This window comes from Thermofilum uzonense (assembly GCF_000993805.1).
Taxonomy (GTDB): Archaea; Thermoproteota; Thermoprotei; order Thermofilales; family Thermofilaceae; genus Thermofilum; species Thermofilum uzonense.
The window spans coordinates 1,312,514-1,338,049 of sequence record NZ_CP009961.1 but is presented as its reverse complement, the minus strand read 5'-3'; the positions used below and the strand labels follow the sequence as shown (position 1 = coordinate 1,338,049).

Here is a 25,536-nt window from a genome sequence, read left to right as displayed (position 1 = left end):
TATCGATTACAATACATGAACACGATATAACCTAAAAGAATTTCGTACAACCCCCTTTAGTAGTGAACCCCACGCTTATACCACCCCTCACGACTCCTCCAGTCCCACTCAACGTCCTCGGGGAGCGCTATGCTGTAAACTATGGCACCCTTCCATACCGAGTACAGCGGGTCAGCTACGATGTGAACCCTTGAGTCTATCCCTAGCTCTGCAAGCCCAAGCCTGATTTTCTCAGCACTGTCAACAGCTACATCTTCCAGCCCTTTAGGCACCCTCCATGAGAAATTACCCCCACTGAGTATGATGTCATTGTACAGCCTGGGGAGAAGCTCTATGGACACCCTGCTTAAAGCCTCTTGTATCGCATTCACTAATGGGAGTGTCCCACGCACCACGAATTCTCCCATCACAGTGTCCCTTGGCCTGGGCATCCCCCTCTTATAGTAGCTTTCAAAGACCTCGTGTTCTGGGTTGAAGATAACCTCTCCAATTAGAAATCTCATCCAGCCATTCCTCTCAAGGTTTACCTCAATAGTTGTCCCGGGTATCTTGAAGGCCACAGCAAATCTCTCGGGGTTCTGCCGGGCAGCCTTTATAGCCGCGTCAAGGTTTCTGGGCACGAGGCCGACCGCCTCCTTAAACAATCGAACAAATTTTTCTTCACGAACCCTGTCGCCGAAGCCTAGATCCTTCAATATCTCCGCAGCTATGGCATCGGCCTCGGCTCCGCCACGGTTAAGAGCCACGATGGCGTTTCGAATAGGGTAGGCTGATATCGGCGTGATTTGAGTATTCCCGTGTCCACTCTCAACAACAACACATGTGACAGACTTCTCTGCGATCGCTACCGCAAGGGGCTGAGGGATTACAGTTACAGCTTTTACGCTGCGCTCCTCCTTATCGATCTTTGCATGTATCTCGAATAGTCGTTCATACATGTAGTCCGGCGCAATCGCGCTGAGCGCGGCTGTCACATAAAAGCCGTCGAAGTCGCGTGTCTGGGGTCTTGAAACTAGAAAGCCATACCTCGTGAGCTCCTCTATAATTCTCCAAGAGCGTCCATCATTCTTGTCTATTAGCCCGTCGCGCATCGGGTAGACAAGGTGGCGTGAGACATCCTCTATGCTTCCAAGATACTTTACGACGTCGGGACCTACGACGACTTCCTTCTCGATTCCATAAATTTTTAATAGTGTCCTGGATTCGCCTAGGAAGAGCCCACGGTTCTCTATAACAATCGGTTTTTCTCCAATGGGACCGAACTTGAACTGGCTTGTACCGTAGTCCTCACCGTAAGCATACCTTTGTTTATACGTCGCCACCGACAAAACAGTCACCCTAGCCTTACCCACTATAAACGCTTAAATAAATACGTGTTCCACAAAAGCCCGTGAGCGAAGTATTAGAGATAGAGATAAAAAAGTTCGGCTCAACCATCGCTAGAGGAGAAATACGTAGACAACTTGTACCCCTCAACTTCGACGCGATTAAAAAACTCGGCAAGACTCTCACAAGCGTTATCGCGATGAGCGGCTACCTTATAATAAACCTACCATTAAAACTGGTAAACGAGGGCAGCATATACACTGACTTCAAGCCAGGCGATATACTACTGGCTCCCGCGGCTGGCTCGCTTGCCATAGTCTTGAGTCGCCCCCCAGAAGCGAGGTTCCGCTTCTATAAGGCTGGCGAGATAACCGAGGGGCTTGAGGCATTATCAACGCTTAAAACAAACGACACGATAACACTCTCAATTACTGTTCGGGCCGGTGAAGGCTAGATGCCTGACAAAGATATTGAGACGATGATACCTGTAAAGCTCTCCACGCTTAACGATCTAGCCAGGCTAGCGGGCAGTACAAGCGCACTTGGCCACGTGACATATATTGTACACTTCACTGCTGCCTCAAAACACTACTACGGGATCTTCATAGTATTCCGTGACTACTACAAGCTATACGGCCTCCCAATGTTCTATTACATTGAGTTTGACAGAGAACTGCAAGGAAATTACGTATTGTTTAAGTCCGATGAAGCCGGCGAAACGGTTGAAGTGTCAAAGGGGACGCGGCCTGGTTTCATGGCGCTTCCCATAATAAACATTCAGCCTGACACTCCCTTACTGCAGAAAATTATCCCACTACTCGGGTAATCCGTCTTATAAATATCTCAAAATCTAATTAAGGATGGATAAACAAGAGAGTCGGCCCCGCGTTTTACCAAGCGGGAATCTGATCTACTCATATCTAATATTCAGTGGTATTGCAAAGGCCTTCAGTTCGAGTATTAAGCTTTTAGAGGATGGCGAGGAGGCCACGCCTGAGAGGGCTGCTGCAACGTACCTCCTACTTTTACAGCTTGAATTCTCGCTCCGGGACCTAGGATCAAAACTTCAACTGTATCAATTCTTTCAACGTGACGAGGTAACGAGGGTTGTTTATGGGTATATCGCTCGAGTAACCGATCTCGAGGCGAGTGTCGAGAAACTTAGAAAGATTCAAGCTGGAAGCTTAAACCCCCTGCTCCGTTCAATGCTTTCAAGAGTCCTGGAGGAGAGTCAGAGAGTTCTCGCTGAGAGTAAACGGTTGGATAGACTTATTGAGAAAATACTTGAAAAAGTCTAAGAAAAGAAAACAGGGCTAGCGATTATTTCCTCGCTAGCACGATCTCTATTGTAGAGATTGTTCGCTTCTTGTCAGCCTCGCCGACCTGCTCACTTCCAATCTTGATTGTCTCAACGTCGACTTCGCCCTTGAGGAATCTGCTCTTAACGATCTCGGCAACGTCTACTGCGCGGGAGATTGCACGGCCTCTAGCCTTGATTGAAACCCTTTTCGCTCCTTGGTTGAATTGAATTACTGTTGCTAAGACGTAGTTCATTACGTTTTTGTTCCCTATCAGTACGCTTCCTTCTGCTGCGCTCATTTATTTCACCGTTTTAGCGAAACGCATTATATTGGTTGGCCTAATAAAGGTTACGCATACCTGTGAGATAGACCTTCCTACGGGACCAAGACTCGGGGCTCTAAAATGAAGGTTTAAGCTCTAGACCGTAGCCGTACCTCCTAACTATTCTCTCAAGCTTCCTGCGCGGCTTGCCAGTGAGGTAGTTGTAGTACTCGGCGGATACTTGAATCACAACCATAGACGTGTTGGGATCAACGGTTACCTCGAAGCCCCCGTCTCCAAGCATCTTGCTCAGCGTCCTTTCAAGCGCTGACCTCATCTTATAGTCCTCCACGCTCACCCTCGCTGGTCCCCGCCTGACGGGAACCACGAAGGTCCTCTCGCCGAAGACATAAAGCTCGTACTCGGGGTCTCCCGTCATAAAGTCCCTGACAACGACTACAGGTCGCGCTAGGTCCTCTTCCTTTAAGCCATGTGGTATCTTTACCACGGTCTCGAGCGAGTAGACTTTCTCGACCTGTCCGTTCTTTATGTAGATTACAGTGTCAACTATCGAGGGTATCATGCCGAGCTCGACTCTGCCTATGAACCTCTGTACCGCGTCTATTGGACTCGTAGCGTGAACTACTCCAACCATACCTACGCCTGCAAGCCTTAAATCTGCGTAGATCTGAAAGTCCCGAGTGTCCCTCATTTCGTCGTAGAAAGTGTAGTCGGGCCTCGATAGAAGCAAAACGTCATGTATTTCCTCGGATGTCGCGTGTGACTTCGAGTACTGTGTGATTTCTGGTGGCAGGTGCATGTCTCTAGGGGACTCTATGGTCTTGACGACTTTACCCTTCCTGTGATAGTACTCGGCCAGGGCCTGCGCGAAGGTCGTTTTACCCATACCGGGCGCGCCCGCGACAAGAATGCCCTCGGCTTGCTTCTCAAGTCTGTCAATGAGTTTTTTCGGAAGGTTGTAGTCTTCAAGTCTTAACTTGGCTACCGGCCTGACCGCGGTTATCTCTATGCCATCCGAGAAAGGTGGCTTTGTTATGACGATTCGATAGGTGTCCAGCTGTATTATCACGACACCGACGCCTTCATACTCGATGAACCCTGTCTGGCTCTCATTCCTAACTCTCTCAAAGATCTGCCTCACATAGTCTTCGAGCTCCTCTCGAGTTAGCGGCTCCTCGCGTAGCTCAACAAAGCTCCACTTGCCAGGTACCCCCTTCTTTGCATAGGGTCGTGCCCCCTCCTTCAAGTGAACCGACATTATATCATGGTCGAAAAGCTCTTCGAGTATGAACTTGTCACGACCTCTTGTCGGAATGTAGAGAACCTCGATGCCAAGCGCCCTAGCTGCCTTAGCTGAGACATCATCGCATGTTACCAAGATCCCCCCGTGCTCATACGCTACAAGACGCGAAATTATATCAGGGTTAGCTTCACGAACCCCCCTCAGGGCCTGCGGCATATCGTATGCATATTCAAGCTCCACAAGCTCCTGCATTGACTCAATAGTCTCGCGTAGCAGGCTAAGCTCCCTTAAACCAGAGAGTCCACTACTCGCACCCTTCCGCGCAAGCTCCTCAAAATAGTTAATGAGGCTTACATGCAGGATGATACGCCCAGCTACCGTGCCCTCTTTAAGGGCTTCCCGTAGAACCCCGCTTAATATAGCGGAAGTATCAGGTATGTATATCTTCTCGTCTATACTCATTACTTTTACTCGATTCCAGCTACACTAATCGATTTTTAAAGGTTTCGCACAACCTCGATCCAGGGTCAATGATCTACCGTCAATTCTCGTAGACTTTTACAGGAAGAATGCCACCCCTCAGTTTCTACTGGAAATAGCTTTTATGAGGCGAAAATCAAGTTGTGTATAAAGATGTTTACAGCTTGAGCTTTATTCCACATGTTCCACAAGAAATCAAGGGGTCTGAGAAGGTTATACAAGTTCAGAGGATATTATACAGTTATAAACGTTAATGGTGGGGTGTTGAACGGGGGTTTAAATAACCCCTTGATTTCCACTGGAGCAAGTGGAAGAGTTGGTTAAATCACTGTAGTAACATTATAAACACAGAAATATTTTCTGTTTACCATAAATATTGGAGTTAGTAATGAAAAAAGGATAAAAAGCCGTTTTTGTTTTTATACATCTTCTACCTGTACCGTATAATTGTAAGGGTTTAAGTTATATAGCTCAATAACAAATACTTTAACAGGGATTAATGGCGCCTAAGATCAAAATCGAGGACACTCTGCCCTCAGGGGAAAAAGTCACTCTGTCTATCGAAGGAGGCGAACTAGACGAAGCTAAGATACTCCAGCTCGTCTCCGCGTTGAAGTCCCTTAAAGAAACATCCTTGATCGCGTCCCCAGATCCTGACGAGGAGTCTATCAAGGATAAGATATGGCGCATCATCGTTGAAAACTTCGGCGACGGGACCTGGTTTTCGCTTAAAGACGTGTATAATCTCGCCTCGCGGCAGATCCCGGATCTTAAAATCACAGCCGTATCCACATACGTTACGCGTTTGGTATCTGAAGGTAGGCTTGTAAAGCGCGGGACCAAACCGAACACGCGTTACAGGATAAAGAGCTTGATGGTTAGGGATGTGTAGGTCGCAAGGTCCCCGTAGTGGCTCGCTACGGGACCTGGATCACGGGAAAATATTTAGAGGGAATCGTAAGCCTTTTGCGATGAGAATGTACAGCCCCCTTCCTTGATTGAATTACATTGTGTTAGGTCTTCCGGGAGTACTCGGGTAATAGGAGCTTAGCTATATCGCTCTTTGTAATGATTCCGACCACACGCATCTCTTGCTCTACAAGAACCGCCGGTATGCCCTTCCCAAGCATACGCGCAATAATTCTCACTTTGGTCCCGCAAGGTACTATAGGGAGGGGATCCGACATAACATCAGCTACAGTCAATTGAGGAGCCCTGTCTCCTTCATGCATGAATGCCGTCAATATGTCATCGTCAAACAAGGTCCCGACGTTTTCGCTATTCTCGTCCCGCATGACGGGGAGCTGACTAAACCCTTTTTCCCACATTATCTTTGCCGCCTCTACGAGGCTCGTCTGAGGCTTAACAAAGACGACCGGATAACTCATGACGTCGCACGCGGTTAATTCGTCCTCGACGAAGCTCTTCAAGGCAGAATAAATCCGTATCAACGTTGATACACGAGGGTTAACTTTACCAGCCTCGATCCTAGCGATGAGGCTCTGACTCACTCCTGCCCGTCTTGCTACCTCGCTCTGCGTTAGGCCCGCTTTAATCCTTAACATTCGAAGCTCCTCTGGTGTAGGTATGGGCATACCGTAAAAATGATTAAAGTAATGACTGATATGCATTACGCTTTAGGGAGCAAAGAGTTTTCTTCCACTTTCACATCCATGAGAAAACCTTAACGGCGTAAGCAATCTATTTGCCCGATTCAAGATACTCTTGCAAGCCCACCCTGCGTCACTAGGGCGGGCTCCCGGTTACCCCTCTGAGGGGTTATTGTTTTACTCCTGGTTGTTGTATCTTACTTCTCGGTGGCGGCTGCGACGCCTTGGTGTGTTGGGATGTAGGTCTCGATCTTGCTTGGTGTTGGCGGGGTGTATCCTGCCTTCCTGGCAATGTTCAAGCATGCGTTTATGTCCGCGTTGATCTCGAGGCCGCACCGGGGGCACTTGTAGAGGCCTTGGAGGCTTACAGCCGGGCGTTGTCCCTTGCCGGTGGCCTCAACCTACACCCGGGGGAGTCCAGGGCTATGCAGGCCTGGCAGGTTGACCACGCGGGGAGGGCGTGGTACGCCCTGACGGAGGCGGTCGAGGAGGTAAACATTCGACGCACACGCATAGCCCCTCTAAGAATCTACGCGGGCATCCTCCCAGAATACAGGAAGACGCTCAACAGCATGGACGCGATGCTCAGAGAGCTAGAAGAACTCCGAAGCAGGATTGAAATCCTCCTCGAGGAATAGGAGGCGGAGAAGACATACCAGGGGTCTACCCGAGATTATAGAGGGTGGGAATGGCTTCGGTCTGCCTGGGGCCTCATAGAAAAGTGCTCTGAGTTTGTAGTGAAAATTATTATGCTCCTCGCGGTCTATAGCCTAGAAAAATATTTTACCCTTATTACTAAATTATCAACACTGGCGGGGGTGCCCGAGCTAGGACAAAGGGGGCGGACTTAAGATCCTGAGATGAAAAATTAGAAATCCGCTGGCGTCGGCCTGCCCGGGTTCAAGTCCCGGCCGGGGCGCTTTATCGCTTTTACTGTGAAGCTGCATCTTCGAAGAAAAGTTTATGAGTCTAGATTGTAAGTTGCTTTGAGGGGGCCGGTAGCTCAGCCAGGTAGAGCACCCGGCTCATAAACAGGCTCAATCGGCCTGTTTGGAGACCGGGGGGTCCCGGGTTCAAGTCCCGGCCGGCCCACTTTAGGGTTACGATTTTTGGGGTGACGATATATATCAGGAGATAGTATTGTATTATGGAATAGAAAATGGTGTTTGTGTTTTCACTTAAAAAACTCGCCGTTGTTTTCTCTTTTCTTGCGGTATTAATACTGGTAGTTGTTTTCTCTCGGAGCATTCTCCAGGAGCCCCCGGTGTATGGGCAGGCTGTAGCTCAGTCGCCTGTACAGTTGGATGCTAGGGTGGCTGTGATTAGCGAGGATCAGGAATTTGCCCGTTATGTTAGCGTCGCGTTGAAGCCTAAGACGCTTGCAGTCCTTTCAGTATCGAGGGCTGGGGAGGCGAGAGGCTATGACTTGGTGATCATCGGCTGGGATGCTCTGCCGAGAATTTCAGAGGAGCCGGGGTTCATATTATCTCTTTTAAACTCGTCCAGGGTTCTCGCTGTAGCCGAGCCCCGGCAAGACGCTTTGACGACCCTCTTCTCGCGCATTGTTAAGCCTGTGAGGCTCGGAGAGAAGGGGAGGCCTAGCGACCCGTTTGCGTTCTTGCCGTTGGTCGAGAGGGAGGGCTATCTTGTCCCTGGTTGTGGCTGCAGCGTGATTTTTCTCGGCGCGAAGAGGTCGCCGAGCGGCAAGTTTGTCGTGGACTATGTTGCGGCCGAGCTGCCCTCGAGGGAGATGCTTCCCAGGGCACTCGTTTCAATCATGGAGGATATAGGCGGGCCTCCCCGTGGGGTGAGACCGGAGTCGCTGGAAAACGCTGTCACGCGTATAAGTGTCCCGCTCTTACAGGTGAGTCCTACCTGGGTCTACATCGGAAAATATACGAGCAAATCTTACGATGTCACCGGTAGGTCTTCCGGCTCTACAGTGGGATACACCGACTTTGAGATTGACGCGGGCTGGGGCAGCAACTCGTACGACCCGACATGGCACACATACCAGTGGATATTTATGTTATATTATCATCGGGAATTGACCTTGAACGGATATAGCCCTCCAGTCAAGGTCCCTCTAGCATGGTTTCCGAATACTGTTACTTTTGACTCTCAAACCTATCTCTGGCCCAGTCAAAGGATAAACCGTGCGGAGCCAGGGGGGCCTGGGCAGGATGGGCAGATCAGCGTGACGATCTCATACCCATGGGGTGGAGCCATTACTTACACCCAAAATGTTAATCCCAACGTAACCTACGAGTCATATCTTTCAAGTAGCTACAGCGCGTTCTATGACGGGTACGTCCCTAGTAGAGCGTGGTGGAAGTGGGGGCTTACGAGTTATGACGGATCAGGACAGCAATATTATATGGCGGCCCTCACGACTATGGAGGCCCAGTCCCTCTTATACTTCAAGGTGACGATCAACGCTAACGCATACCTCTATATACCTTCTCTTGGTATCTTGGATACTGCTAGCTCTGGCGAGCACACGATATACTTCCGGGCGGATACGACGGAACTGAGAGCAGTAAGCGAGTCTTAAACTGGTGAATTTTTTACGGTGTCCTCGATCGCTCGGGGAGTTACAACCATTAGATTGTCGAGAATTGTTGATATGTATTAATGGGTCTAGGTTTGCTCGAGTGCTTTTTTCAGGGAGGCCTTCAGGATTTCTAGGCCCACGTCCATTTCCTCACGTGTTATTACGAGTGGCGGGGCGATTCTAATCGTGCTTAGACCTGACCCTATGACGAGTAGCCCTGACTTGAAGGCGATGTCTAGCGTGTTTTTAAGGAGCTCGGGGTTCGGCGAGCCGTCCGGCTTAACGAGCTCAACGCCTATCATCAAGCCTTTACCTCTGACGTCGCCTATGGATGGGATCTCTTCTTTCATCTCGTTTAGCCTCTTCATAGCGTGCTCGCCGACTTTCTGGGCATTTTCCAGGAGGCGTTCCTGCTCGATTACCTCCAGTGTGGCTATCGCTGCTGCACAACTTACAGGGTTTCCTCCGAACGTACTGGCATGGGTTCCTGGAGGGAGGTCCATTATTTCCCGTTTGCCTACGAGGGCGCCTAGTGGGAGTCCAGATGCTATGCCTTTAGCGATGGCTATGAGGTCTGGCTCTACGCCCCAGTGCTCTATCGCAAACCATTTTCCTGTGCGGCCGATGCCTGCCTGAACCTCGTCGTCAATGAGTAGTATCCCGTACTTGTCGGCGAGTTTTTTAAGCCTCTTGAAGAAGTCAGGGGGTGGGACTATGTATCCCCCCTCACCGGCTATCGGCTCGAAAGCTATAGCAGCAACCTCCTCTGGCGGGACGTATTTCTTCAAAACCCATTCCTCTATGAAGTCTACGCACCACATGTTGCAGTCGGGATATTTTTGCCTGAAGGGGCACCTGTAGCAGTAGGGGTAGGGAACGTGTACTACGTTTGGGACGAGGGGGCTGAAGCCTTTTCTCTGTACTGGCTTGCTGGCGGTCAGTGAGAGTGCCCCCATTGTCCTGCCATGGAATGAGCCTGAGAAGGCAATGATGTAGGGGCGGGATCCTTTGAAGTGTCCTCTAGCAACCTTTATTGCAGCTTCGATTGACTCGGCTCCGCTGTTCGTATAGAAGACTTTTTTCGGGAAGGTCCCCGGTGTGATCTTTACTAGTTTTTCTGCTAGTTGCACAGGCGTCTCATATAAGAAGTCGGTAAGCGAGTAGTGGAGAAGTAGCTCGGCCTGACGCTTTATAGCCTCTATTACCTTTGGGTGAGCGTGTCCAGTATTGTTTACGCCTATTCCCGAGTTAAAGTCAAGGTATTTGTTACCGTCGGGGTCTTCAAGCCAGACACCATAACCTCTTTTAGCGACGAACGGATACCAGCGTGCGAAGCTCTGCATTATCAGCTCTTGATCTTTCTCGATAATGGACTTGGATTTTGGTCCCGGAGGAAGGGTTTTAATTTCAGGCTTTGACACAGATTTAAGCATAAACAATAAAATATAAACTCTTCCACATTAATTTAGTAATGGATTTGAAATGAATGTATCAGTTGATGTAGTATGGCTTGGGAGAGGAGGACAAGGGGCTGTAACAGCTGCAATGCTGCTGGCCCAGGCCGCTCTCAACAGGGGGTTGTACGCGCTTGCGATACCCTTCTTCGGTGCTGAGAGACGTGGAGCGCCAGTATTTGCATACAATAAGATATCGAGCAGTACTATTTATTCTAGATCACGAGTAGAGCAAGGTGATATAGTCGCAGTTATGGATCCTTCACTGCTCATGTCCTATAAGCTTGAAAAGATCGCTAAGCCGGGAGGCACTATCATCGCATCCGGGACCAAGTGCCCCGAGATCCCCGGGGACTTTAAGACCTATATGTTAGACGCTGTCGGGATAGCCGAAGACCTGGGTTTAAAGGTTGCGGGGTTTGCTCTAGTAAACATGCCAATGCTAGGTGCGGTAGCCAGGGCTAGCGGGCTCGTTGGTAAAACGGAATTAGAGGAAGCGGTGAAACAACTTATCAAGGCGCATGTTGATAAGAACATTGAGGCTGTCAAGAGGGGATGGGAACATGTCAAATCGTGTTGAAATTCTTCTAAGCAAGCCCGTCGTGGGTGCCGTACCTGCTGGAACCTGGAGAACCGAGAGGCCGGTCGTGGATCAGTCAAAGTGCACTCTCTGCGGGATATGCTGGCTCTACTGCCCTGACGGGGTAATCGAGATCACCGATAAAGGGGTCGAGATAGACTATGAGTACTGTAAGGGGTGCGGGGTCTGTGCAGCTGAGTGTCCGATGAAGGCAATAAGCATGGTGAGGGAGGTATGAGTAGGCTTCTCTTGACTGGGAACTATGCTGCGGCTTACGCGGTTCGTGATGCTGAACCCGATGTGATTTCAGCTTATCCTATCACGCCCCAGACTCCCGTGATAGAGAAGATTGCAGACTTTATAGACGGTGGGGAGCTCAACGCCAAATTCGTGCGTGTTGAGTCTGAGCACAGCGCGATGGCAGCACTTATAGGCGCGGCAGGCGTCGGCGCCAGAACGTATACCGCTACTTCTTCACAGGGGCTCTTTTATATGTACGAGGTTATATGGTGGGCTTCAGGCGCGAGGCTTCCGATTGTTATGGGGGTTGTTATGCGTGCGTTGGGTCCCCCTTGGAGCATATGGAGCGAGCACACAGACTTCTATGCACTCAGGGACAGCGGATGGAACATGCTCGTGGCTTCCTCTGCCCAGGAGGTATACGACTTTACACTTCTATCGTATCGCGTTGCAGAGGATACGAGTGTGCTCCTGCCAACCGTGGTGGGATGGGATGCCTTTGAGGTTTCACATACATATGAGCCTGTAGAACTCGTAGAAAAATCTAAGGTAAAGGGATTCCTCCCCGCCAAGGGCTCCTGGAAGCCACCGCTGGATGCTCAGGATCCTGCGAGTCTCGGAAACCTAGCTTATCCTGAGGAGTATATACGCATAAGACACGAGATGAGGAAGGCAAGTGAACGGGCTCTCGGAGTAATCGAGGCAGCACTCAAACACTTTTCTATAGTATCGGGTCGACAATACTCCTTTTTTGAATGCAGACATTGTGAGGACGCGGATACAATCTTTGTGGTTCAAGGTTCTATTTACGGCGAGGTTCTTAAAGCGGTTGAGGAGCTACGGAGCGAGGGTGTTAAGACAGGTGTTATGAAGCTCTGGCTCTATAGGCCTTTCCCCTATAAGGCGGTCTCAAGGGCCCTTGAAGGGGCAAAGAGAGTAATTGTCTTAGCTAGATCCTCTGTATTTGGCTCCTTCAGTCCACTGGGCGCTGACGTGTCGTCCGCTATTAATCTCAGTGGCGGTGACCAGAAAGTCTTTGATGTAGTGCTCGGTGTTGGCGGGGTTGACGTTAAAAGCAGCGACATAGTATCGATATATAGGATGGTGGCGTCCGGTGGAGAGAGAACTTTCTGGTGGGTGAGATAGGATGGCGCATAAGGTTTTTCCCCGCGAAGAGTACCTGTTGAAGGGACACGCGGCCTGTCCGGGTTGTGGAGCTACCCTTTTGCTACGACATGTCTTGAAGACTCTAGGACCCGACACATACTTAGTAATACCTGCATGTTGTACCTCAGTGATAGCGGGGCCTCATCCGCGCAGCGCCTTCAAGGTGCCTGTTCTACACATCGCCTTTGCAGCCAGCGCTGCAGCGGCATCGGGGATGTCTGAGGCTCTCGAGAAGCTCGGAAAAAAAGGCAACGTGGTCGTCTGGGCTGGTGACGGCGGGACTGTTGACATAGGACTTCAAGCTCTAAGCGGTGCAGCAGAGCGTGGAAACAATATCATCTATATATGCTATGATAACGAGGCATACATGAATACGGGGATTCAGAAGTCGGGTTCTACCCCGTATAAAGCATGGACCACCACGACCCCAACGGGCAATCCTGGACACAAGAAAGACGTTCCCTCGATAATGGCGGCGCACGGGATTCCTTATGTCGCGACCATCAACCCAGCCTACCCGAACGACATTGCGGCAAAGCTGAAGAAAGCGTCCAATATGCATGGCCTTAAATACATCCACGCCTTCTCACCATGCCCTCCTGGGTGGAGGTATGACCCGGCTCTAACAGTGAAGATCGCGAGGTTAGCTGTAGAAACCGGAATTTGGATTTTATACGAGGTGGAGAACGGCGTTTTTCGACTCACTGGTCCAAGTGTAAGATTAATAGAGAAGAGGAATAGACGGCCCGTAGAAGAGTATCTAAAGCTCCAGGGTCGGTTTTCACACCTAAGTAAGGAGGATATAGAGGCAATACAGTCTAGCGTCGATCAACGCTGGGAAGAGATAGCCTCTCTAGTAAAACAGTGACGCAGACCGGCGTAGAAAACTATATAGGTTTGTCTTTCCCTTCTCTAAAGCTATGAGTTCTGGCGAGAAACCCTACAAGTGTCTACAATGTGGGAGAGAATTTACACGTGAAGAAGTCTTGATGCTGCCTGGCTTCAGATGCCCTTACTGCGGGTTTAGAATAGTGGAGAAGACGCGGCCTCCAATACCTAAACGCGTCAAGGCGATATAACCCCTAAGAGGGGTAACCGGGAGCCCGCCCTAGTGGCACAGGGCGGCGTGGATACATTACACTATAAGAAGGATCGTTTAATAAAAGCTGGTTTTCCACCATAAAAAATAAAAGGGTGAAAATCTAAGGAGTTAGTGCAAACAGGGTCGAAATGAGCGCCGAGATACTTGATAATATATTAAAGGGCGTCTTCAAGGAGCAACAAGTAATAAAGATAAGGGTTGAGAAAAGGAAGGGTCACAGAGATGTGACCATTATAACAGGGCTTGACACAAAGGATCCAGAGTTGAGGAAAATGGTATCAGAGCTAAAATCAAAGCTTGCATGCGGCGGCACCATAAAGGACGACCACGTGGAGCTACAAGGCGATCACAGAGACAAAGTTAAAGAGTACCTGATAGCTCACGGCTTCCCTGAAAGCAACATTTTAGTCGAGTAGTTTCTTTTGAACATTTTATTTTTCTTTTTCACTGCTCTTACACATTCTCAACTTAATTGTTTTCCAATGACCTATATAACTAAAAATGGTCGCGGTAATTCAACTAATCTATTTATACATGTTCAACAAATCTATAAACTGTGAGTGATCCCACACGTATTGCCGAGGAGCTAGCCGAGGCTATGGCTAAGGTTCAGAAAGAGCTCAACGAGACACTTCGAAATATCTGGGCGAAATATTCTTCACTGTACCCAGAAAAGCTTCGAGTGTATGACCCCCTCTACGATATAGAGGACAGAGGTGAGAGCATTGCAGTCTACTTGGACGTGCCAGGCTTCAAGAGGAATGAGATACGGATAAGGGTAACTGAAGACTCCCTTGAGGTGATAGCTGAGAAAGCCGAGGAAAGAGTAAAGGAAGAAGGCGAAAGGAAGTATGTCCAAAGGCAAAGGCTATACAAGCAAATATACAAGAAGATAATCCTACCCGTAAAGGTAAGGCCTGAACAGGCACGAGCAAGGCTGGAAGACGGAGTCCTAGTAGTTATACTGCCTAAGAGCGGAGCGGAGCGCGAAGTAGAAGTCAAGCTGGAATAGCCACCCGTCCCGCGGCACTGGGACCGGCTCCCGGGTCAACACTCTCTTGAGGTTATTCTCTGGCTCCTGGTGGCTGTATTTTGCTTTTTTCTTGACGGGTGATACGACTCCGCTGTGTGGGATGTAGGTCCCGATTCACGTTGGTTTGAGCGAGTTGTATCCCACTCTTCTGGTTATGTTCAAGCAGGCATTGATGTCAGCGTTTATCTCTAGGCCCCAAGTCTTGCACACGCATCGAAGCTTTCAGGGGGTATGCTGGCATTCTGCCATACGACAGGGTAGCGCTTGACAGCGTGGATGCAGTGCTCAGGGGGTTAAAAGAGCACAGGAGCAGGGTTGAATACTTCCTCGAGGAATAGGAAGATCATTCTCCCACTCCCTAGCCTTGGCTTGGGAAGCTACCACATTAACCCTCAAACCAACGTCTAATAATTATTCAATAAATAGCGAAGATAAATAATGATTACTCTGTAAACCTCAGGGGTGGGTTGTCTAGCCTGGCTTGTAGAGGCGAAAATTTTTAAAGTCTTGGTTTTAGTGAAGGGGTGAGGAATCGATATGCCGAAGGTTTTCGACGTCGGTAGGATATGCGTGAAGACAGCTGGACGTGAGGCGGGAAGAAAGTGCGTAGTCGTGGACATAATCGACGAGAACTTCGTAGTAGTTACAGGTCCAAAGAATATTACAGGCGTTAAGAGAAGACGTGTAAACGTGAAGCATCTAGAGCCCCTCCAAAACAAGATAATCATAAACAAGGGAGCTAGTGACGAGGAGGTTCTCACGGCTCTTGAGAAGGCTGGACTGATAGAGTTTATGCGTGAGAAAGTACAGCCAGTGATTGCTCCTGTTTTCTCATAGCTAACCCTTTTTAAACCCTCACTCTCTCTTGTATAAACAGAGGCTAGGTGGACTTGCAGAGCCTGCACCCCAAATATTTACGAGGGTCACCGCGACGCGAAGTCCTTATCAGGGCTGACTCTGAGACGGATCCAAGCTATGGTTTTCCGCCTGACAAGCGTCCAGTAGAGGTTCTTCTCAAATACTCTGTCATAAATCTCGACAAGCCTGTGGGTCCAAACAGCCATGAGATTGTTGCATGGCTTAGACGTGTCCTCGGGATTGATCGAGTTGCACATGCTGGGACGCTCGATCCCAAAGTCTCAGGTATTTTGCCTATAACGCTTAACAACGCTGTTAGGGTGCTCCCAGTTCTGTTACACGAGGATAAAGAGTATATCTGTGTGATGAGACTCCACGGGGACGTTGACCGTGAGAAGGTCGAGAGAACTGTATCCATGTTTACCGGGTCGATCTATCAGAGACCGCCGCTTAGATCAGCGGTGAAGAGAAATCTACGGGTCAGAAAAATCTTCGGGATAAGACTTCTTGAAATCCAGGGCCGGAACGTGCTTCTTCATGTGTGGTGCGAAGCTGGAACTTATATGCGCAAGCTCTGCCATGATATAGGAGAGGTTCTAGGTGTTGGTGCACATATGCAGGAACTAAGACGCATAAGATCCGGTTCTCTTACAGAGGAGAGCGGGCTCGCTACTCTGCATGACGTGGTGGACTCATACTTAATATGGAAGTCTCACGGCATAGAAGAATACTTGAGACGAGTCTTTCTACCCGTAGAGGAATCGATACAAAACTTGCCGAAGGTCTGGATTCGTGATACAGCTGTTGATGCTGTCTGTCATGGAGCTCCATTAGCCGTGCCTGGAATAGTTAAACTCGAGAATAATATACGTGTAGGAGACGAGGTAGCTATTCTTACATTGAAAAACGAGCTTGTAGCTGTTGGCAGAAGTAGAATGACGACTGAACAGATGATGTCTGCGAAGAGTGGGATTGCGATCGATGTAAAGCATGTAGTTATGGATCCTGGCACTTATCCTAAGGCATGGAAATGAGACCGCACTCGCTCTTTTGGATATTTTCTTAGAAGCTTTATTACTTATATTCTTAGACTTCACGGAAAGGAAGACTCTGAGACTTTTAATCAATGTTTTGACCCTGGCATTGAATATCGGGTGTTCTACAGGTATAAGCGATCAAGCTTCATATTTAGTATTGCTATCACTACATCTGGTTGTTTAGGCTTAGAAGTAACTTTAACCCTCTGGTTTTCTCTTACATCGTTAGGAAGCGTATTATGCAGCGGTATAATAAAGACAGGGCTTCCCGTAATTTTTGATATTACCAGTTCCAGCGGGGTTCCATGCTCATCAATAATAAAGCCAGGCTCGTCGCCAAACTCTACACTGCCTTCGAGAGTTATACCGTCATGAATTTTTATTTTCCTTGAAGCTACGGGGATCCTGGCCTCGATTTTTCTTATGATTCCAATAAGGGAAGCCTCGTCCACGTGCACATGTTTGAGGCTGCCCCCTTGAAACACAATTCTCCGCTTCGCGTCCCACAAGTAGAACTCGAGGGTTACATCGCGTCTTATACCGTGAGAGAGATAAAAAGACGATGAGATTATCCTTGTAAGAAGTGGTCTTCGTGATGAGAGGTCTTGTGAACCCATTACTACTATAAACCTGCGTTTCAAAGGTTCAACCCAGGGATACGTCTTCTAGAGCGGTAGAGCTGTCTGACTAGCTTCCTCATCTGGTGATACGAGTCAAGAAGCTTCCTGACATCCCTAACGCTTGTCCCAGACCCTCTAGCGATTCGCATCATACGGGACCTATCTATTATCTCGGGCTTCAAGAGCTCTTCTTGCGTCATAGAATTCATGATCGCTATCCACTTATCGAATTCTTCCTCACTACCCTCGATCGACCCCTTTAAGGGTAATGATGAACCTCCTAACATCTCTAAAACTTTCGATAGAGGGCCAAGCTTCCTGACCTCTAAAAGTTGTTCTTTAAGATCTAATAGAGTAATTTTTCCTGAGGCTATTAGTTTTGCTCTCTCCCTCTCCACAGCTTCAACTGCCTGAAACCTCTTGATTAGGGCCTCCAGGTCAGGCATTCCTAGGAGACGTGCAACAAACTTCTGGGGCACAAACGGTTCGAGATCTTCAAGCTTCTCGCCTGTTCCAATAAAGGCTATCCTCGCACCCGTTGCCGCTACGGCTGAAAGAGCTCCACCACCACGGGCAGAGCCGTCCAGTTTTGTAATAATGACGTGTCCAAGAGGTATACGCTCGTGAAAGGCTGCAGCCTGACGCGAGACCTCCTTCCCAAGAGTAGCATCGATAATCAACATGACATCGTCGGGTTTTAATGACTCATGGATTTCAACAACTTCCCTCATTAGGGCTTCTTCGTCTTTATGCCTGCCAGCCGTGTCGATTATGAGGATCTGAACATTCTTCGAGGTCAACTCCTTAACTCCTTCCTCGACTATCGCGAGGGGGGTCTTCGAGTGCGGGTTCCCATAGAAATAAACGCCTATTTTTTCGGCAAGCTGTTTTAACTGGTCATGGGCTCCTGGCCTGTACGTGTCAGCTGCGATCAAGCCTACCCTGTAACCTTGCTCCTTGAAATACTTGGCAAGCTTAGCTGCCGTTGTAGTCTTTCCTGAACCCTCGATTCCGACAAGCATGATTGTGTATGGAGTTTTAGGCACAACGTAGGGTGTAGTGTTTTCCCCTCCAAGTAAGGTTACAAGTTCTTCGTAGAGGATTTTTATTAAAACATCCCTCTTAGAGAACCCCGAGGGGATCTCCTGTGAGAAGAACCTCTTTTTAATCCTCTCGGATAGGTCAAAGACCAGCTTAACGTCTACATCGGCCTTTAACAATACACGTTGAAGATCTCGTATAATAGCGTCTACATCCCTTGTGTCGAGAAGTACGGAGTTTCTAATCTTTTCAACAACGCCCAAGAGGCTTGCCCGCAAACTCTCCATGAACAGACCTCCAGGAGAAACAATTAAACGATATTATATAGCTAATCGCCCAATAATATTCTGTAGCCTTTCGAATAGTTCTGCACCGGCTGCACCCTCCCATTCCACCGTTTCAACAATCGTGAACCCAGCACTTTTAAGGATCTCGGCGAGTTTTTTACCAGCCACACCGCTCCATGCGTATGGAGATAGTATGAGGAACTTCAAGTTCTTCCTATAGGAGAGTTTCTCTACTATAACGTCTACTATCCATTTCATGAGAGGCTGAACGTCTGCCTCGTAGGTAGCGCCGCCTATCACAGCAATCTTGGAGTCAGTGAGGCTCTCTAGGACGTCGGAGATTTTAGCCCGTTTCTCATCAGTGAAGCCGTAAGCTTCGACTTGTAGGCCGTGTTTTTCGAGATTTTCCTTGACCCCGGTGATTACGTTTTCCACATTCCCATACATCGAGACGTAAACTATCGTGGCCTTGTCCTTGTACTTGCCCTCTGCTATCTCACTGTAAATAGATATAACTCGGTCTATGTGACTTCGGATGATTGTTCCGTGTCCCGGAGCTATAATCTTAGGTCTCACCCCAAGAGTATTCAGCTTCGATATGGCTTTGGGGACAAAAGCGGTGTAGTGTCCTATCACCGTTACAAAGTACCTTCTTATCTCCTTCTCCAAGAGTTTGCCATCTATAGAGTCGTCGTATAGGGGCATTAGGCCATAGCTTCCGAAAGCATCACAAGTGAGCAGAACCTCCTCCTCCTCAAGATAACTCATAGCTGTTTCTGGCCAGTGGAGCCATGGCGTGTGTATGAAGCGTAGAGGAGTGCCAACATCCAGAACCGCGCCATCACTGAGGGGCTTGAATCGCGTCACCTTGTAGAAGCTAGCAAGCATTTTACCCGCGAGTGGATGACCGTAGAAGGTGGCTTTTGAATTGACACTGGCTAGCTTTGAAATGCTTCCGCTGTGGTCGGGCTCCATATGGTGGACTATGACCTCTGTTATGTCTCTAGGATCAACAACTCTCTTGATAGTCTCGATAAACTCGTCGGAGTATCTGGCCTTCCAGCCGTCGAAAAGCACCACGTGGTTTCCGCGTGTAAGGAGATATGCGTTATAGGATATTCTTTCAGGTATCTCCCATAAGGCTTCAAAGTAGTTGACACGGGTGTCGTCCACGCGTAGAACATATAGATCCTGTGTAACCTTGTCCACGTGAATGTGTTCACTCATAAGAAGAACTTAATCTAAGGGCTACATAAACATTATATCTGGCCCAGCTTTTAGCTTCAAAATGGTGTTAGGGTATGGCCCAGGAGATGGCTCCTCAGGTTAGAACTGCCATAGAGATTTTAAAGCAAATTGCTGATGACCGGGGGGTGCCCAGGAATATTCGCCGCGTCGCCACGGAGGCTATCGAGATACTGATGGATAACAAGATGTCTACCGGCCTGAGAGCAGCTACAGTCATCTCAAAGCTAGACGAGGTATCTACAGACCCCAACATGCCTCTGTTTGCACGCACCAAGATCTGGCAGGTAACCTCTCTACTAGAGCAGGTCAAAGATTAATGAATACACGTAGTCTTCCCACGGGCAGTATAGTCTACGGTAGACTACCCCCTGGCTGCAAACTGTGTCAGGAGGGACTTAAAACCATCATTTTTCTCACTGGTTTGTGTCCTCTCAGCTGTTTTTATTGTCCTCTAAGCACTTTCAGAAAAAACCGGGATGTGACCTTTGTAAACGAGGTTCAGGTGGATGAGTCAAACTTGGACAGAACAGCTGTATTGGAAGTGTTGAGATCCGCTTCAAGGGGAGCAAGCTTAACGGGCGGCGAGCCACTCATCAAGGTTGAAACGGCCTCAAGGATTATCCGGAGCTTAAAGGACACTTTTGGGGAGAAGTTTCACATACACCTGTATACCAGTGCGGTTCCACTCACAAGCCGCTCGGTTGAGAAACTGGTCGACTCTGGACTCGACGAGTTGAGGATACATGCGCCTCGAGACATTTTAGAGGAAAAACTTAGGATAGCCTCCGAGTACAAGGATAAGCTTCTGATAGGACTCGAATATCCCGCTCTCCCGGGGAATTCTGAGAGATTGTTCGAACTAGCCGAGACAGCTGAAAAGTACGAAGCAGCATTTATGAATCTAAACGAGCTTGAGTTTACAGAGACGAACAGTTCCTCGCTTCTGCTCCGTGGGTATAAGATGCGGAAGGATTACAGGAGTGCTATGGGCAGTAAGGAGACTGCATTAGACGTCATTCGAAGGGCTGAGGAGAAGGGCCTTAATCTTACAATTCACTTCTGCCCGGTTAGGGTGAAAGACTACCAGCAAACAGGTCTACGATACTATCGTGCAGCTAATCTCCTCGCTCGTCCCTACCAGTTGGTAACAGACGATGGTACCACCTTAGAGGTTACTTACACGGAACTAAAACAGGAGAAGAAGCATATTGCAGAGTACTACAGGAGCTCGCAAATCCACTTCTTTCTAATGGATGCAGTTAAGCAGGGAAAAATAGTCGAAAGAAGCCCATTGTTAAATTGGATGAGCCTAGAGGAGACTCCTCTTAATCAAGAGAAACCCGAAGCATAATTCTTTCAGAACCCTTTATTGAATGTAAACCGTCCTGCGCCACTGGGGCGGGCTCCCGGGTCACCCCTCTCTTGAAGTTATTCTCTGGCTCCTGTGGTCTTATCTTTTTATCCCTTGTCTTTTGGTGTGGCTTCGCTGCTGTGGGCGGATTTTATCCCACTCTTCTGGTTATGTTTAAGCACGCGTTTATGTCAGCGTTTATTTTGAGGCCCAAACCCCGCACACGCCTCGCTGAGGGCCTACGCTGGCATCCTCTTAGACCAAGGGAGGGCACTCCAAAGCATGGAGGCAATGCTCAGGGGACTCGAGGAGTACAGGGGCATGCTTGAAAGTCTCCTCGAGGAATGGGAAGTGGGGAAGACATACTAGGGATATTGAAAGTAAAACGGGGCCGAGAATGGTGCCGGGGCCGGGATTTGAACCCGGGACCTCTCGGTTTCTACTGGGAGACTTCAGCCGAGCGCTCTCCCAGCTGAGCTACCCCGGCTGACCCTAAAGTTGTGGTTTATTGGGGAAATAAATGGATTTCGCTCTTCGATTAATACAGTAAGTAATGTTCCTATGTAGGAACATTACTTTAAGAAACACGAAGTAGCCCGGCGGGGATTCGAACCCCGGATCTGCGGGGCCAGAGCCCGCCATGCTTGACCGCTACACCACCGGGCTCTACTTCTTTATTTAGTTGAAGGATTTAAATCTAGCTCTACTGGTGTCAAGAGACGTAAGATTAGAGTTTGTAAAAGTATTATGTGTTCAGACTCATATACATTGAAGGTCTACAGCGGGCACAACGAAGAGCTTATTTAGTGGGGGGTTTTTCGGGGTCTGGGAGGTCTTGTGCGGATGCGTGGTCTTAAAAGTATAGCCGCATTCTATGTGAACAGAGATGCAGAAGTTTTTTGGCTTGATTTAGGGGTTCTAGGCCTTAAAAAGACTAGGAGTAGTGAAAGGTACGCGATGTACTTTAAGAAGATTATTGAGTGGCTTGTGGAGTATGGATTGAATCCAGAAAGATACGTTGTGTCCGAGCACGTTTTGCGTTATCAATTACAGGGTGATCCGCCAAGAAACGCTTTAGTGCTTGCTGTGACCTTGTCGCATAAGGGACGCGTTATTTACGCCGTCCTGGCGTCCTTCACACCTGGCGTACTAATAATTCTTAGCAGTAGATTTCGGAATGCAGGCTGGAAAAGCGAGTTCCTTTTGGATATGGCGGCTGAGAGAATTCAAGGTTATAGCTCTACGGAAGAGTAAACCCAATTAGTCTTCCACTTTTATTCCTTAAAAACGCTAGAAAATGAGTATTATTCCAGGAGAGGTGCGGGGGCCGGGATTTGAACCCGGGTAGGCCGACGCCAGCGGATCTTGAGTGTGGGCCCTCATAGGGACCGCCCCCTTTGACCTAGCTCGGGCACCCCCGCTTGTTTTCTATAATTCAGATGGGGTTAAAAGCATTACACTATGGTTTCCGAGCCCTGATTATGTAGCCGGTATGCATGACTCCAAGCGTTAGTGGGCGTAGCTCGCCAGGAGTGACTTGGTATTTTCTCTGAATGCTCTCGGAAACCTCTATGAGTTTAAAATCAGATGATCGAAGACTGCGAAGCGTTTTTTCAACCTGCGTGAGAGTTGGTACAAACACTGTCAGGGAGCCTCCATGTGTTAGCTTAGCGTAAGCCTCATGAATAATTTCCCACGGGGATGGAAGATCTAAAAGAACCGCATCCACATCTTCCTCTTCAATACCGTCTCGGATGTCCCTGTTTTTCGCGGTTATATATGGTAGGACTCCAAGAAGCTCGAAGTTCTTTAGGGCCTGCTGGTAGAAATCCTTACGTATCTCATATGTGTATACGCGTCCACTCGGTCGCACGTACCAGGCCAGAGTAGCAGTTAGGAAACCAGTCCCCGTTCCAGCTTCAACTACAACACTTCCAGGTCCTACGCCTGAAGCAAGTAATATGTAACCCAGGTCTTTTGGATAAATTACCTGAGTTGTTCTTTGCAGCCCTTCAAGCCTCTCCATGAAGCTCGTTTTTGTCACTAGTAGTTTTTCACCTATATTCGTCTCCACGTAACTGCCGTATGGTACACCAATTAGTGATGAGAGGTCTATTGAGCCATGTGTTGAGTGAAACGTCTTTCCTTTTTCAACGCGTACGACATAGTTTTTTCTTTCATTGTAATACAACAGTACCCAGTCTCCTTCTTTCACATTGGACATAAACAAATCCTTTTCTTCTAAGAGACATAAATTTTATAAGTTGTGTCGAAGTGTGTAGGGAAGGTGAACTGTTTGGTAGATGCACGTTTCGTTCCCCCAAACATACTGATTGAAGAATTGGCTAAATATCTAAAAGAGAATGTAAAGGAAGTCCAGCCACCCGAGTGGTCATATTTTGCGAAAACGGGACCCACCCGGGAACGCATACCAAGTGATCCTGACTGGTGGTATAAGAGGTGTGCAGCTCTTCTCAGGAAGGTATACCTCTACGGGCCAGTAGGTATAGAGAGGCTGCGCACAGCGTATGGTGGTAGAACCAAGAATACTGTCAAGCGGAAACATTTCAAGAAGGGTGGCGGGGCAGCGGTCCGTAAAGCGCTTCAACAGTTAGAAGCTGCCGGTCTTATCGTGAAGACGAGCAAGGGGCGGGTTGTCTCCGATCAGGGCAGAGCGCTTGTAGACAAGATATCTATCTCGTTGTTCAAGAAAATGGCAGAGCAGAGACCCGAGCTAAAGAAGTATATAGAGTAAGTTTACCACTGCCTGCACCGCTGGGTGCCGGCTCCCGGTTACCCGTCTTGAGGGGCTATTATCTGGATCCTGGGGGTTGTATCTTTTTCTTCTCGGGGAGCCGCCCCGGTGACGCTGGCGGTAGTATTAGCAGAATGATAGGAAATGCAACGAATACTCTAATTCTTGCTTAATGAAGATATTATAGAAAAACTCAGCCCATAATCCTTTAAATACTCCAGGGCTTTCTCGTCTATCACCCGCTCATCTAAGAGATAAACTCTCACCCTGTCGTTTTCTGATCTAAGTCCTCTCCCAATGATTTGCAATACCTTATTAAGTGCTGGGTAAAGATATACCTGTCTCCACGCCCATTCCTTGTCGGATGAGAACGTCTCTAAGTGCTCTTCAAGCTTCTTATTTACGGGAGAGGGGGTTGGTACAGGTAGCCCCGCTATTACTATGGTATCAATGAGGTTGCTTCTCATAGCCTTAAATTCTACTCCTTCCGAAAACTTTCCCCATGCTGTTATTATCACAAGACATTTCTCATGACGCATCAAAAACTCGAGAATATCATCCAAGTGCGTGTCGTGCTTTTCTAATAAGCGCGGTGTAGATTCTATAAATGGATACGTATTCAACATGAAGGAGTAGGATGGAAAGACCGCTAACACATGTCGACTTTCCGGATCCTTGTATACCGAATCAATAAGATGTGCATAGAATTTGAATAACTCCTGGGTTCGCTCGACATATCTCGATGAAATACCTCTCTGAATAACTAGTGTGACATTTTCTCCCCATGTGAAAGGATAAGATATTTCTTGTAGTCTTTCTCTCTTTACGCCTAGAATAGCTGTATAGTAGTCTGCGGGGGGCAATGTCGCTGAAGTAAGTATTGCAGATCTAGAATCATCAAACACTCTTCGGGCAACTCTAGGAATGTTATAGAAGAAGATCTTATACGCGAGGCTAACATCCTCCCTAAGGGCTATTAATATAGAGTCACTAGGCATTTTTTCAACCTCCTCTAGGAAGTATACTATATGCCAAAGACTTGAGAAAACGCCAGTCTTTCCTTCATAGGATGTCGCAACTCTAGCAAGAATCCTGGAGTTAGGGGCAATCTCGAGAAAGGTTTCCACCGGAACTTCACTTCCATTTTCTGTTGCCGTCTTATGAAGATAGGCGAGCAGCTTTCTCAATGACTCTGCAATATTTGAATCCTCAGCGAATCTAGCCCTTTGAATCTCCCTCAGGGCTGCCCTTATAGAGCTTGCATGTAGTTCACTGCTAAGGCTATCTGTTATAAACCTGGGAAGATTATGCGCTTCATCAACCACGATCACGCTTTCGGATAAGTTTATCCCACCTTTACGGAGTAATATAATAGATAGGCGTGGATCAAACAAATAAGAGTATGAGGCAACTATTATTCTTGCAGTCCTAACAGCCTCCCATGCAATCTCATAGGGACATATCCCAGCCTCTCTTCCAATTCTTCTTAAGGTGTTTAGCGTAAGCAAGCTTGGTAACTCGCCTTTGTATCTCTTTTTGATATATGGACATTCACCGCTCAGCTTTTTCCTTGCACAGAACCTGAGAAATCGGTGAAAGTCCATACCCGATGTCAGGGAGCGAGGAAGCAGACACATATCAAAACGGCTCGCGAGGGTTACAAGGGATAATTTAACCCCGGTTTTTTCTAGTCTAACAACCTCTCTTATCGGTGCCTGGAACTGAGACTTTGTATGAGCCAGATAAATTATCCGGGGTACATCGGCAGCTAATAATCCCGCGAAAACAGCTGCAGTTTTACCAAACCCTACCGGGTAGCGAGCAAGGAGTATTTTAGAATTGACTACACTCTCGTATACCTTCCTAGCTAGCTCTAACTGACCCGGCCTCGGGTGTTCATAGGGAAAAAACTCTTTTATCCTTGAGGTAAGCCTCTCCATTACCAGGTCAAGTATCCTAACACAAC

28 protein-coding genes, 5 tRNA genes and 1 pseudogene are annotated in these 25,536 nt (G+C 48.2%); 20 read left to right on the top strand and 14 right to left on the bottom strand.

Annotated elements, in window-relative coordinates; all coding sequences use genetic code 11:
* Nucleotides 1-56 precede the first annotated feature (56 nt).
* Complete coding sequence (locus MA03_RS06935; protein ID WP_236944941.1) at nucleotides 57-1,322, bottom strand: hypothetical protein; 1,266 nt, start codon at nucleotides 1,320-1,322, stop codon at nucleotides 57-59.
* Nucleotides 1,323-1,390: 68 nt separating this feature from the next.
* On the opposite strand from MA03_RS06935, the gene MA03_RS06930 reads away from it, so the two are divergent.
* From MA03_RS06930 to MA03_RS06920, 3 genes are read left to right on the top strand one after another with little or no spacing between them, the layout of a single operon-like run.
* Nucleotides 1,391-1,780, top strand: a complete 390-nt coding sequence (locus MA03_RS06930) for a hypothetical protein (RefSeq protein ID WP_052884554.1) — start codon at nucleotides 1,391-1,393, stop codon at nucleotides 1,778-1,780.
* On the top strand, nucleotides 1,781-2,152 hold the full coding sequence (locus tag MA03_RS06925) for a hypothetical protein (protein ID WP_052884553.1): 372 nt from the start codon (nucleotides 1,781-1,783) through the stop codon (nucleotides 2,150-2,152).
* Nucleotides 2,153-2,186: 34 nt separating this feature from the next.
* A complete protein-coding gene (locus tag MA03_RS06920; RefSeq protein ID WP_052884552.1) occupies nucleotides 2,187-2,624 on the top strand; it encodes a hypothetical protein in 438 nt (145 codons plus the stop codon).
* 22 nt (nucleotides 2,625-2,646) lie between these two features.
* On the opposite strand, the gene albA is transcribed toward MA03_RS06920, so the two are convergent.
* Both albA and MA03_RS06910 read right to left on the bottom strand, forming a co-directional pair.
* Nucleotides 2,647-2,925 carry a DNA-binding protein Alba gene (albA, locus tag MA03_RS06915; RefSeq protein ID WP_052884551.1) on the bottom strand — a complete coding sequence of 93 codons (279 nt, stop codon included), beginning with the start codon at nucleotides 2,923-2,925 and terminating at the stop codon, nucleotides 2,647-2,649.
* A 100-nt stretch (nucleotides 2,926-3,025) separates the two neighbouring features.
* Nucleotides 3,026-4,615: a PINc/VapC family ATPase gene (locus tag MA03_RS06910; protein WP_191118507.1), complete on the bottom strand. Its 1,590-nt coding sequence runs from the start codon at nucleotides 4,613-4,615 to the stop codon at nucleotides 3,026-3,028.
* Nucleotides 4,616-5,132: 517 nt separating this feature from the next.
* Here MA03_RS06910 and MA03_RS06905 point away from each other — a divergent pair.
* Nucleotides 5,133-5,525 carry a hypothetical protein gene (locus tag MA03_RS06905; RefSeq protein WP_052884550.1) on the top strand — a complete coding sequence of 131 codons (393 nt, stop codon included), beginning with the start codon at nucleotides 5,133-5,135 and terminating at the stop codon, nucleotides 5,523-5,525.
* Nucleotides 5,526-5,646: 121 nt separating this feature from the next.
* On the opposite strand, the gene MA03_RS06900 is transcribed toward MA03_RS06905, so the two are convergent.
* Nucleotides 5,647-6,228, bottom strand: coding sequence for a CBS domain-containing protein (locus MA03_RS06900; protein ID WP_219731629.1), 582 nt, complete (start codon nucleotides 6,226-6,228; stop codon nucleotides 5,647-5,649).
* A gap of 212 nt (nucleotides 6,229-6,440) precedes the next feature.
* A pseudogene (locus MA03_RS09090) lies at nucleotides 6,441-6,569 on the bottom strand (hypothetical protein); the annotation flags it as partial.
* A gap of 490 nt (nucleotides 6,570-7,059) precedes the next feature.
* Here MA03_RS09090 and MA03_RS06890 point away from each other — a divergent pair.
* From MA03_RS06890 to MA03_RS06880, 3 genes are all read left to right on the top strand, one after another.
* Nucleotides 7,060-7,162: transfer RNA gene (locus tag MA03_RS06890), tRNA-Leu, on the top strand.
* Nucleotides 7,163-7,235: 73 nt separating this feature from the next.
* Nucleotides 7,236-7,335: transfer RNA gene (locus tag MA03_RS06885), tRNA-Ile, on the top strand.
* Between the two features lie 67 nt (nucleotides 7,336-7,402).
* The gene (locus MA03_RS06880; protein ID WP_052884547.1) at nucleotides 7,403-8,797 is read left to right on the top strand and encodes a hypothetical protein; all 1,395 of its coding nucleotides are present in this window, start codon (nucleotides 7,403-7,405) and stop codon (nucleotides 8,795-8,797) included.
* Between the two features lie 86 nt (nucleotides 8,798-8,883).
* Here MA03_RS06880 and MA03_RS06875 read toward each other — a convergent pair whose 3' ends face one another.
* Entirely contained in the window at nucleotides 8,884-10,230 is a 1,347-nt protein-coding gene (locus MA03_RS06875) for an acetyl ornithine aminotransferase family protein (RefSeq protein WP_052884546.1), read from the bottom strand.
* Nucleotides 10,231-10,279: 49 nt separating this feature from the next.
* On the opposite strand from MA03_RS06875, the gene MA03_RS06870 reads away from it, so the two are divergent.
* The 9 genes from MA03_RS06870 to MA03_RS06835 all read left to right on the top strand — a co-directional run bounded on the left by MA03_RS06870 (nucleotide 10,280) and on the right by MA03_RS06835 (nucleotide 16,265).
* Entirely contained in the window at nucleotides 10,280-10,831 is a 552-nt protein-coding gene (locus MA03_RS06870; RefSeq protein WP_052884545.1) for a 2-oxoacid:acceptor oxidoreductase family protein, read from the top strand.
* Entirely contained in the window at nucleotides 10,815-11,069 is a 255-nt protein-coding gene (locus MA03_RS06865) for a 4Fe-4S binding protein (protein WP_052884544.1), read from the top strand. Before MA03_RS06870 ends, MA03_RS06865 begins: the two co-directional genes overlap by 17 nt.
* The gene (locus tag MA03_RS06860) at nucleotides 11,066-12,217 is read left to right on the top strand and encodes a transketolase C-terminal domain-containing protein (RefSeq protein ID WP_052884543.1); all 1,152 of its coding nucleotides are present in this window, start codon (nucleotides 11,066-11,068) and stop codon (nucleotides 12,215-12,217) included. Before MA03_RS06865 ends, MA03_RS06860 begins: the two co-directional genes overlap by 4 nt.
* 1 nt (nucleotide 12,218) lies before the next feature.
* Complete coding sequence (porB, locus tag MA03_RS06855; protein ID WP_052884542.1) at nucleotides 12,219-13,106, top strand: pyruvate synthase subunit PorB; 888 nt, start codon at nucleotides 12,219-12,221, stop codon at nucleotides 13,104-13,106.
* 52 nt (nucleotides 13,107-13,158) lie between these two features.
* Complete coding sequence (locus MA03_RS08775; RefSeq protein ID WP_191118505.1) at nucleotides 13,159-13,317, top strand: DNA-directed RNA polymerase subunit P; 159 nt, start codon at nucleotides 13,159-13,161, stop codon at nucleotides 13,315-13,317.
* 151 nt (nucleotides 13,318-13,468) lie between these two features.
* Nucleotides 13,469-13,756, top strand: a complete 288-nt coding sequence (gene yciH / locus MA03_RS06850; protein ID WP_052884541.1) for a stress response translation initiation inhibitor YciH — start codon at nucleotides 13,469-13,471, stop codon at nucleotides 13,754-13,756.
* Nucleotides 13,757-13,896: 140 nt separating this feature from the next.
* Nucleotides 13,897-14,352: an Hsp20/alpha crystallin family protein gene (locus MA03_RS06845; RefSeq protein ID WP_052884540.1), complete on the top strand. Its 456-nt coding sequence runs from the start codon at nucleotides 13,897-13,899 to the stop codon at nucleotides 14,350-14,352.
* Nucleotides 14,353-14,910: 558 nt separating this feature from the next.
* Nucleotides 14,911-15,210, top strand: a complete 300-nt coding sequence (locus tag MA03_RS06840) for a 50S ribosomal protein L14e (RefSeq protein WP_052884539.1) — start codon at nucleotides 14,911-14,913, stop codon at nucleotides 15,208-15,210.
* A gap of 53 nt (nucleotides 15,211-15,263) precedes the next feature.
* A complete protein-coding gene (locus tag MA03_RS06835; protein ID WP_052884938.1) occupies nucleotides 15,264-16,265 on the top strand; it encodes an RNA-guided pseudouridylation complex pseudouridine synthase subunit Cbf5 in 1,002 nt (333 codons plus the stop codon).
* Nucleotides 16,266-16,390: 125 nt separating this feature from the next.
* Here the strand turns inward: MA03_RS06835 and MA03_RS06830 are convergent, their stop codons facing one another.
* From MA03_RS06830 to MA03_RS06820, 3 genes are read right to left on the bottom strand one after another with little or no spacing between them, the layout of a single operon-like run.
* Complete coding sequence (locus tag MA03_RS06830; protein WP_191118504.1) at nucleotides 16,391-16,909, bottom strand: RNA methyltransferase; 519 nt, start codon at nucleotides 16,907-16,909, stop codon at nucleotides 16,391-16,393.
* Nucleotides 16,906-18,216, bottom strand: a complete 1,311-nt coding sequence (locus MA03_RS06825; protein WP_052884537.1) for a signal recognition particle protein Srp54 — start codon at nucleotides 18,214-18,216, stop codon at nucleotides 16,906-16,908. Before MA03_RS06825 ends, MA03_RS06830 begins: the two co-directional genes overlap by 4 nt.
* A 33-nt stretch (nucleotides 18,217-18,249) precedes the next feature.
* Nucleotides 18,250-19,443: an FprA family A-type flavoprotein gene (locus tag MA03_RS06820; protein ID WP_052884536.1), complete on the bottom strand. Its 1,194-nt coding sequence runs from the start codon at nucleotides 19,441-19,443 to the stop codon at nucleotides 18,250-18,252.
* A gap of 74 nt (nucleotides 19,444-19,517) precedes the next feature.
* On the opposite strand from MA03_RS06820, the gene MA03_RS06815 reads away from it, so the two are divergent.
* Nucleotides 19,518-19,781 (top strand): UPF0147 family protein, encoded by a 264-nt coding sequence (locus MA03_RS06815; protein ID WP_052884535.1) that lies wholly within the window; start codon nucleotides 19,518-19,520, stop codon nucleotides 19,779-19,781.
* Nucleotides 19,781-20,815 (top strand): radical SAM protein, encoded by a 1,035-nt coding sequence (locus tag MA03_RS06810; RefSeq protein ID WP_191118503.1) that lies wholly within the window; start codon nucleotides 19,781-19,783, stop codon nucleotides 20,813-20,815. The genes MA03_RS06815 and MA03_RS06810 overlap by 1 nt, the downstream gene beginning before the upstream one ends.
* A 398-nt stretch (nucleotides 20,816-21,213) precedes the next feature.
* Here MA03_RS06810 and MA03_RS06805 read toward each other — a convergent pair.
* Nucleotides 21,214-21,302 (bottom strand) — tRNA-Phe (locus MA03_RS06805).
* Nucleotides 21,303-21,407: 105 nt separating this feature from the next.
* Nucleotides 21,408-21,481 (bottom strand) — tRNA-Gln (locus MA03_RS06800).
* A gap of 177 nt (nucleotides 21,482-21,658) precedes the next feature.
* On the opposite strand from MA03_RS06800, the gene MA03_RS06795 reads away from it, so the two are divergent.
* Nucleotides 21,659-22,069, top strand: coding sequence for a hypothetical protein (locus tag MA03_RS06795; protein ID WP_191118502.1), 411 nt, complete (start codon nucleotides 21,659-21,661; stop codon nucleotides 22,067-22,069).
* Nucleotides 22,070-22,134: 65 nt separating this feature from the next.
* On the opposite strand, the gene MA03_RS06790 is transcribed toward MA03_RS06795, so the two are convergent.
* Nucleotides 22,135-22,236, bottom strand: a tRNA-Leu gene (locus tag MA03_RS06790).
* Nucleotides 22,237-22,274: 38 nt separating this feature from the next.
* Entirely contained in the window at nucleotides 22,275-23,039 is a 765-nt protein-coding gene (locus tag MA03_RS06785) for a tRNA (adenine-N1)-methyltransferase (protein WP_052884532.1), read from the bottom strand.
* Between the two features lie 72 nt (nucleotides 23,040-23,111).
* Here MA03_RS06785 and MA03_RS06780 point away from each other — a divergent pair, with 72 nt between their 5' ends.
* Entirely contained in the window at nucleotides 23,112-23,570 is a 459-nt protein-coding gene (locus MA03_RS06780; RefSeq protein WP_052884937.1) for a 30S ribosomal protein S19e, read from the top strand.
* A gap of 158 nt (nucleotides 23,571-23,728) precedes the next feature.
* On the opposite strand, the gene MA03_RS06775 is transcribed toward MA03_RS06780, so the two are convergent.
* Nucleotides 23,729-25,510, bottom strand: a complete 1,782-nt coding sequence (locus MA03_RS06775) for an ATP-dependent DNA helicase (RefSeq protein ID WP_052884531.1) — start codon at nucleotides 25,508-25,510, stop codon at nucleotides 23,729-23,731.
* Nucleotides 25,511-25,536 lie beyond the last annotated feature (26 nt).

What these genes read in the sequence shown, in the direction of transcription:
- MA03_RS06925 (WP_052884553.1), top strand. Translation starts at nt 1,781, where the DNA reads ATGCCTGACAAAGATATTGAGACGATGATACCTGTAAAGCTCTCCACG.
- MA03_RS06920 (WP_052884552.1), top strand. Translation starts at nt 2,187, where the DNA reads ATGGATAAACAAGAGAGTCGGCCCCGCGTTTTACCAAGCGGGAATCTG.
- albA (WP_052884551.1), bottom strand. Translation starts at nt 2,925, where the DNA reads ATGAGCGCAGCAGAAGGAAGCGTACTGATAGGGAACAAAAACGTAATG.
- MA03_RS06910 (WP_191118507.1), bottom strand. Translation starts at nt 4,615, where the DNA reads ATGAGTATAGACGAGAAGATATACATACCTGATACTTCCGCTATATTA.
- MA03_RS06905 (WP_052884550.1), top strand. Translation starts at nt 5,133, where the DNA reads ATGGCGCCTAAGATCAAAATCGAGGACACTCTGCCCTCAGGGGAAAAA.
- MA03_RS06900 (WP_219731629.1), bottom strand. Translation starts at nt 6,228, where the DNA reads ATGCCCATACCTACACCAGAGGAGCTTCGAATGTTAAGGATTAAAGCG.
- MA03_RS06880 (WP_052884547.1), top strand. Translation starts at nt 7,403, where the DNA reads ATGGTGTTTGTGTTTTCACTTAAAAAACTCGCCGTTGTTTTCTCTTTT.
- MA03_RS06875 (WP_052884546.1), bottom strand. Translation starts at nt 10,230, where the DNA reads ATGCTTAAATCTGTGTCAAAGCCTGAAATTAAAACCCTTCCTCCGGGA.
- MA03_RS06870 (WP_052884545.1), top strand. Translation starts at nt 10,280, where the DNA reads ATGAATGTATCAGTTGATGTAGTATGGCTTGGGAGAGGAGGACAAGGG.
- MA03_RS06865 (WP_052884544.1), top strand. Translation starts at nt 10,815, where the DNA reads ATGTCAAATCGTGTTGAAATTCTTCTAAGCAAGCCCGTCGTGGGTGCC.
- MA03_RS06860 (WP_052884543.1), top strand. Translation starts at nt 11,066, where the DNA reads ATGAGTAGGCTTCTCTTGACTGGGAACTATGCTGCGGCTTACGCGGTT.
- porB (WP_052884542.1), top strand. Translation starts at nt 12,219, where the DNA reads ATGGCGCATAAGGTTTTTCCCCGCGAAGAGTACCTGTTGAAGGGACAC.
- MA03_RS08775 (WP_191118505.1), top strand. Translation starts at nt 13,159, where the DNA reads ATGAGTTCTGGCGAGAAACCCTACAAGTGTCTACAATGTGGGAGAGAA.
- yciH (WP_052884541.1), top strand. Translation starts at nt 13,469, where the DNA reads ATGAGCGCCGAGATACTTGATAATATATTAAAGGGCGTCTTCAAGGAG.
- MA03_RS06840 (WP_052884539.1), top strand. Translation starts at nt 14,911, where the DNA reads ATGCCGAAGGTTTTCGACGTCGGTAGGATATGCGTGAAGACAGCTGGA.
- MA03_RS06825 (WP_052884537.1), bottom strand. Translation starts at nt 18,216, where the DNA reads ATGGAGAGTTTGCGGGCAAGCCTCTTGGGCGTTGTTGAAAAGATTAGA.
- MA03_RS06820 (WP_052884536.1), bottom strand. Translation starts at nt 19,443, where the DNA reads ATGAGTGAACACATTCACGTGGACAAGGTTACACAGGATCTATATGTT.
- MA03_RS06815 (WP_052884535.1), top strand. Translation starts at nt 19,518, where the DNA reads ATGGCCCAGGAGATGGCTCCTCAGGTTAGAACTGCCATAGAGATTTTA.
- MA03_RS06810 (WP_191118503.1), top strand. Translation starts at nt 19,781, where the DNA reads ATGAATACACGTAGTCTTCCCACGGGCAGTATAGTCTACGGTAGACTA.
- MA03_RS06795 (WP_191118502.1), top strand. Translation starts at nt 21,659, where the DNA reads ATGCGTGGTCTTAAAAGTATAGCCGCATTCTATGTGAACAGAGATGCA.
- MA03_RS06785 (WP_052884532.1), bottom strand. Translation starts at nt 23,039, where the DNA reads ATGTCCAATGTGAAAGAAGGAGACTGGGTACTGTTGTATTACAATGAA.
- MA03_RS06775 (WP_052884531.1), bottom strand. Translation starts at nt 25,510, where the DNA reads ATGGAGAGGCTTACCTCAAGGATAAAAGAGTTTTTTCCCTATGAACAC.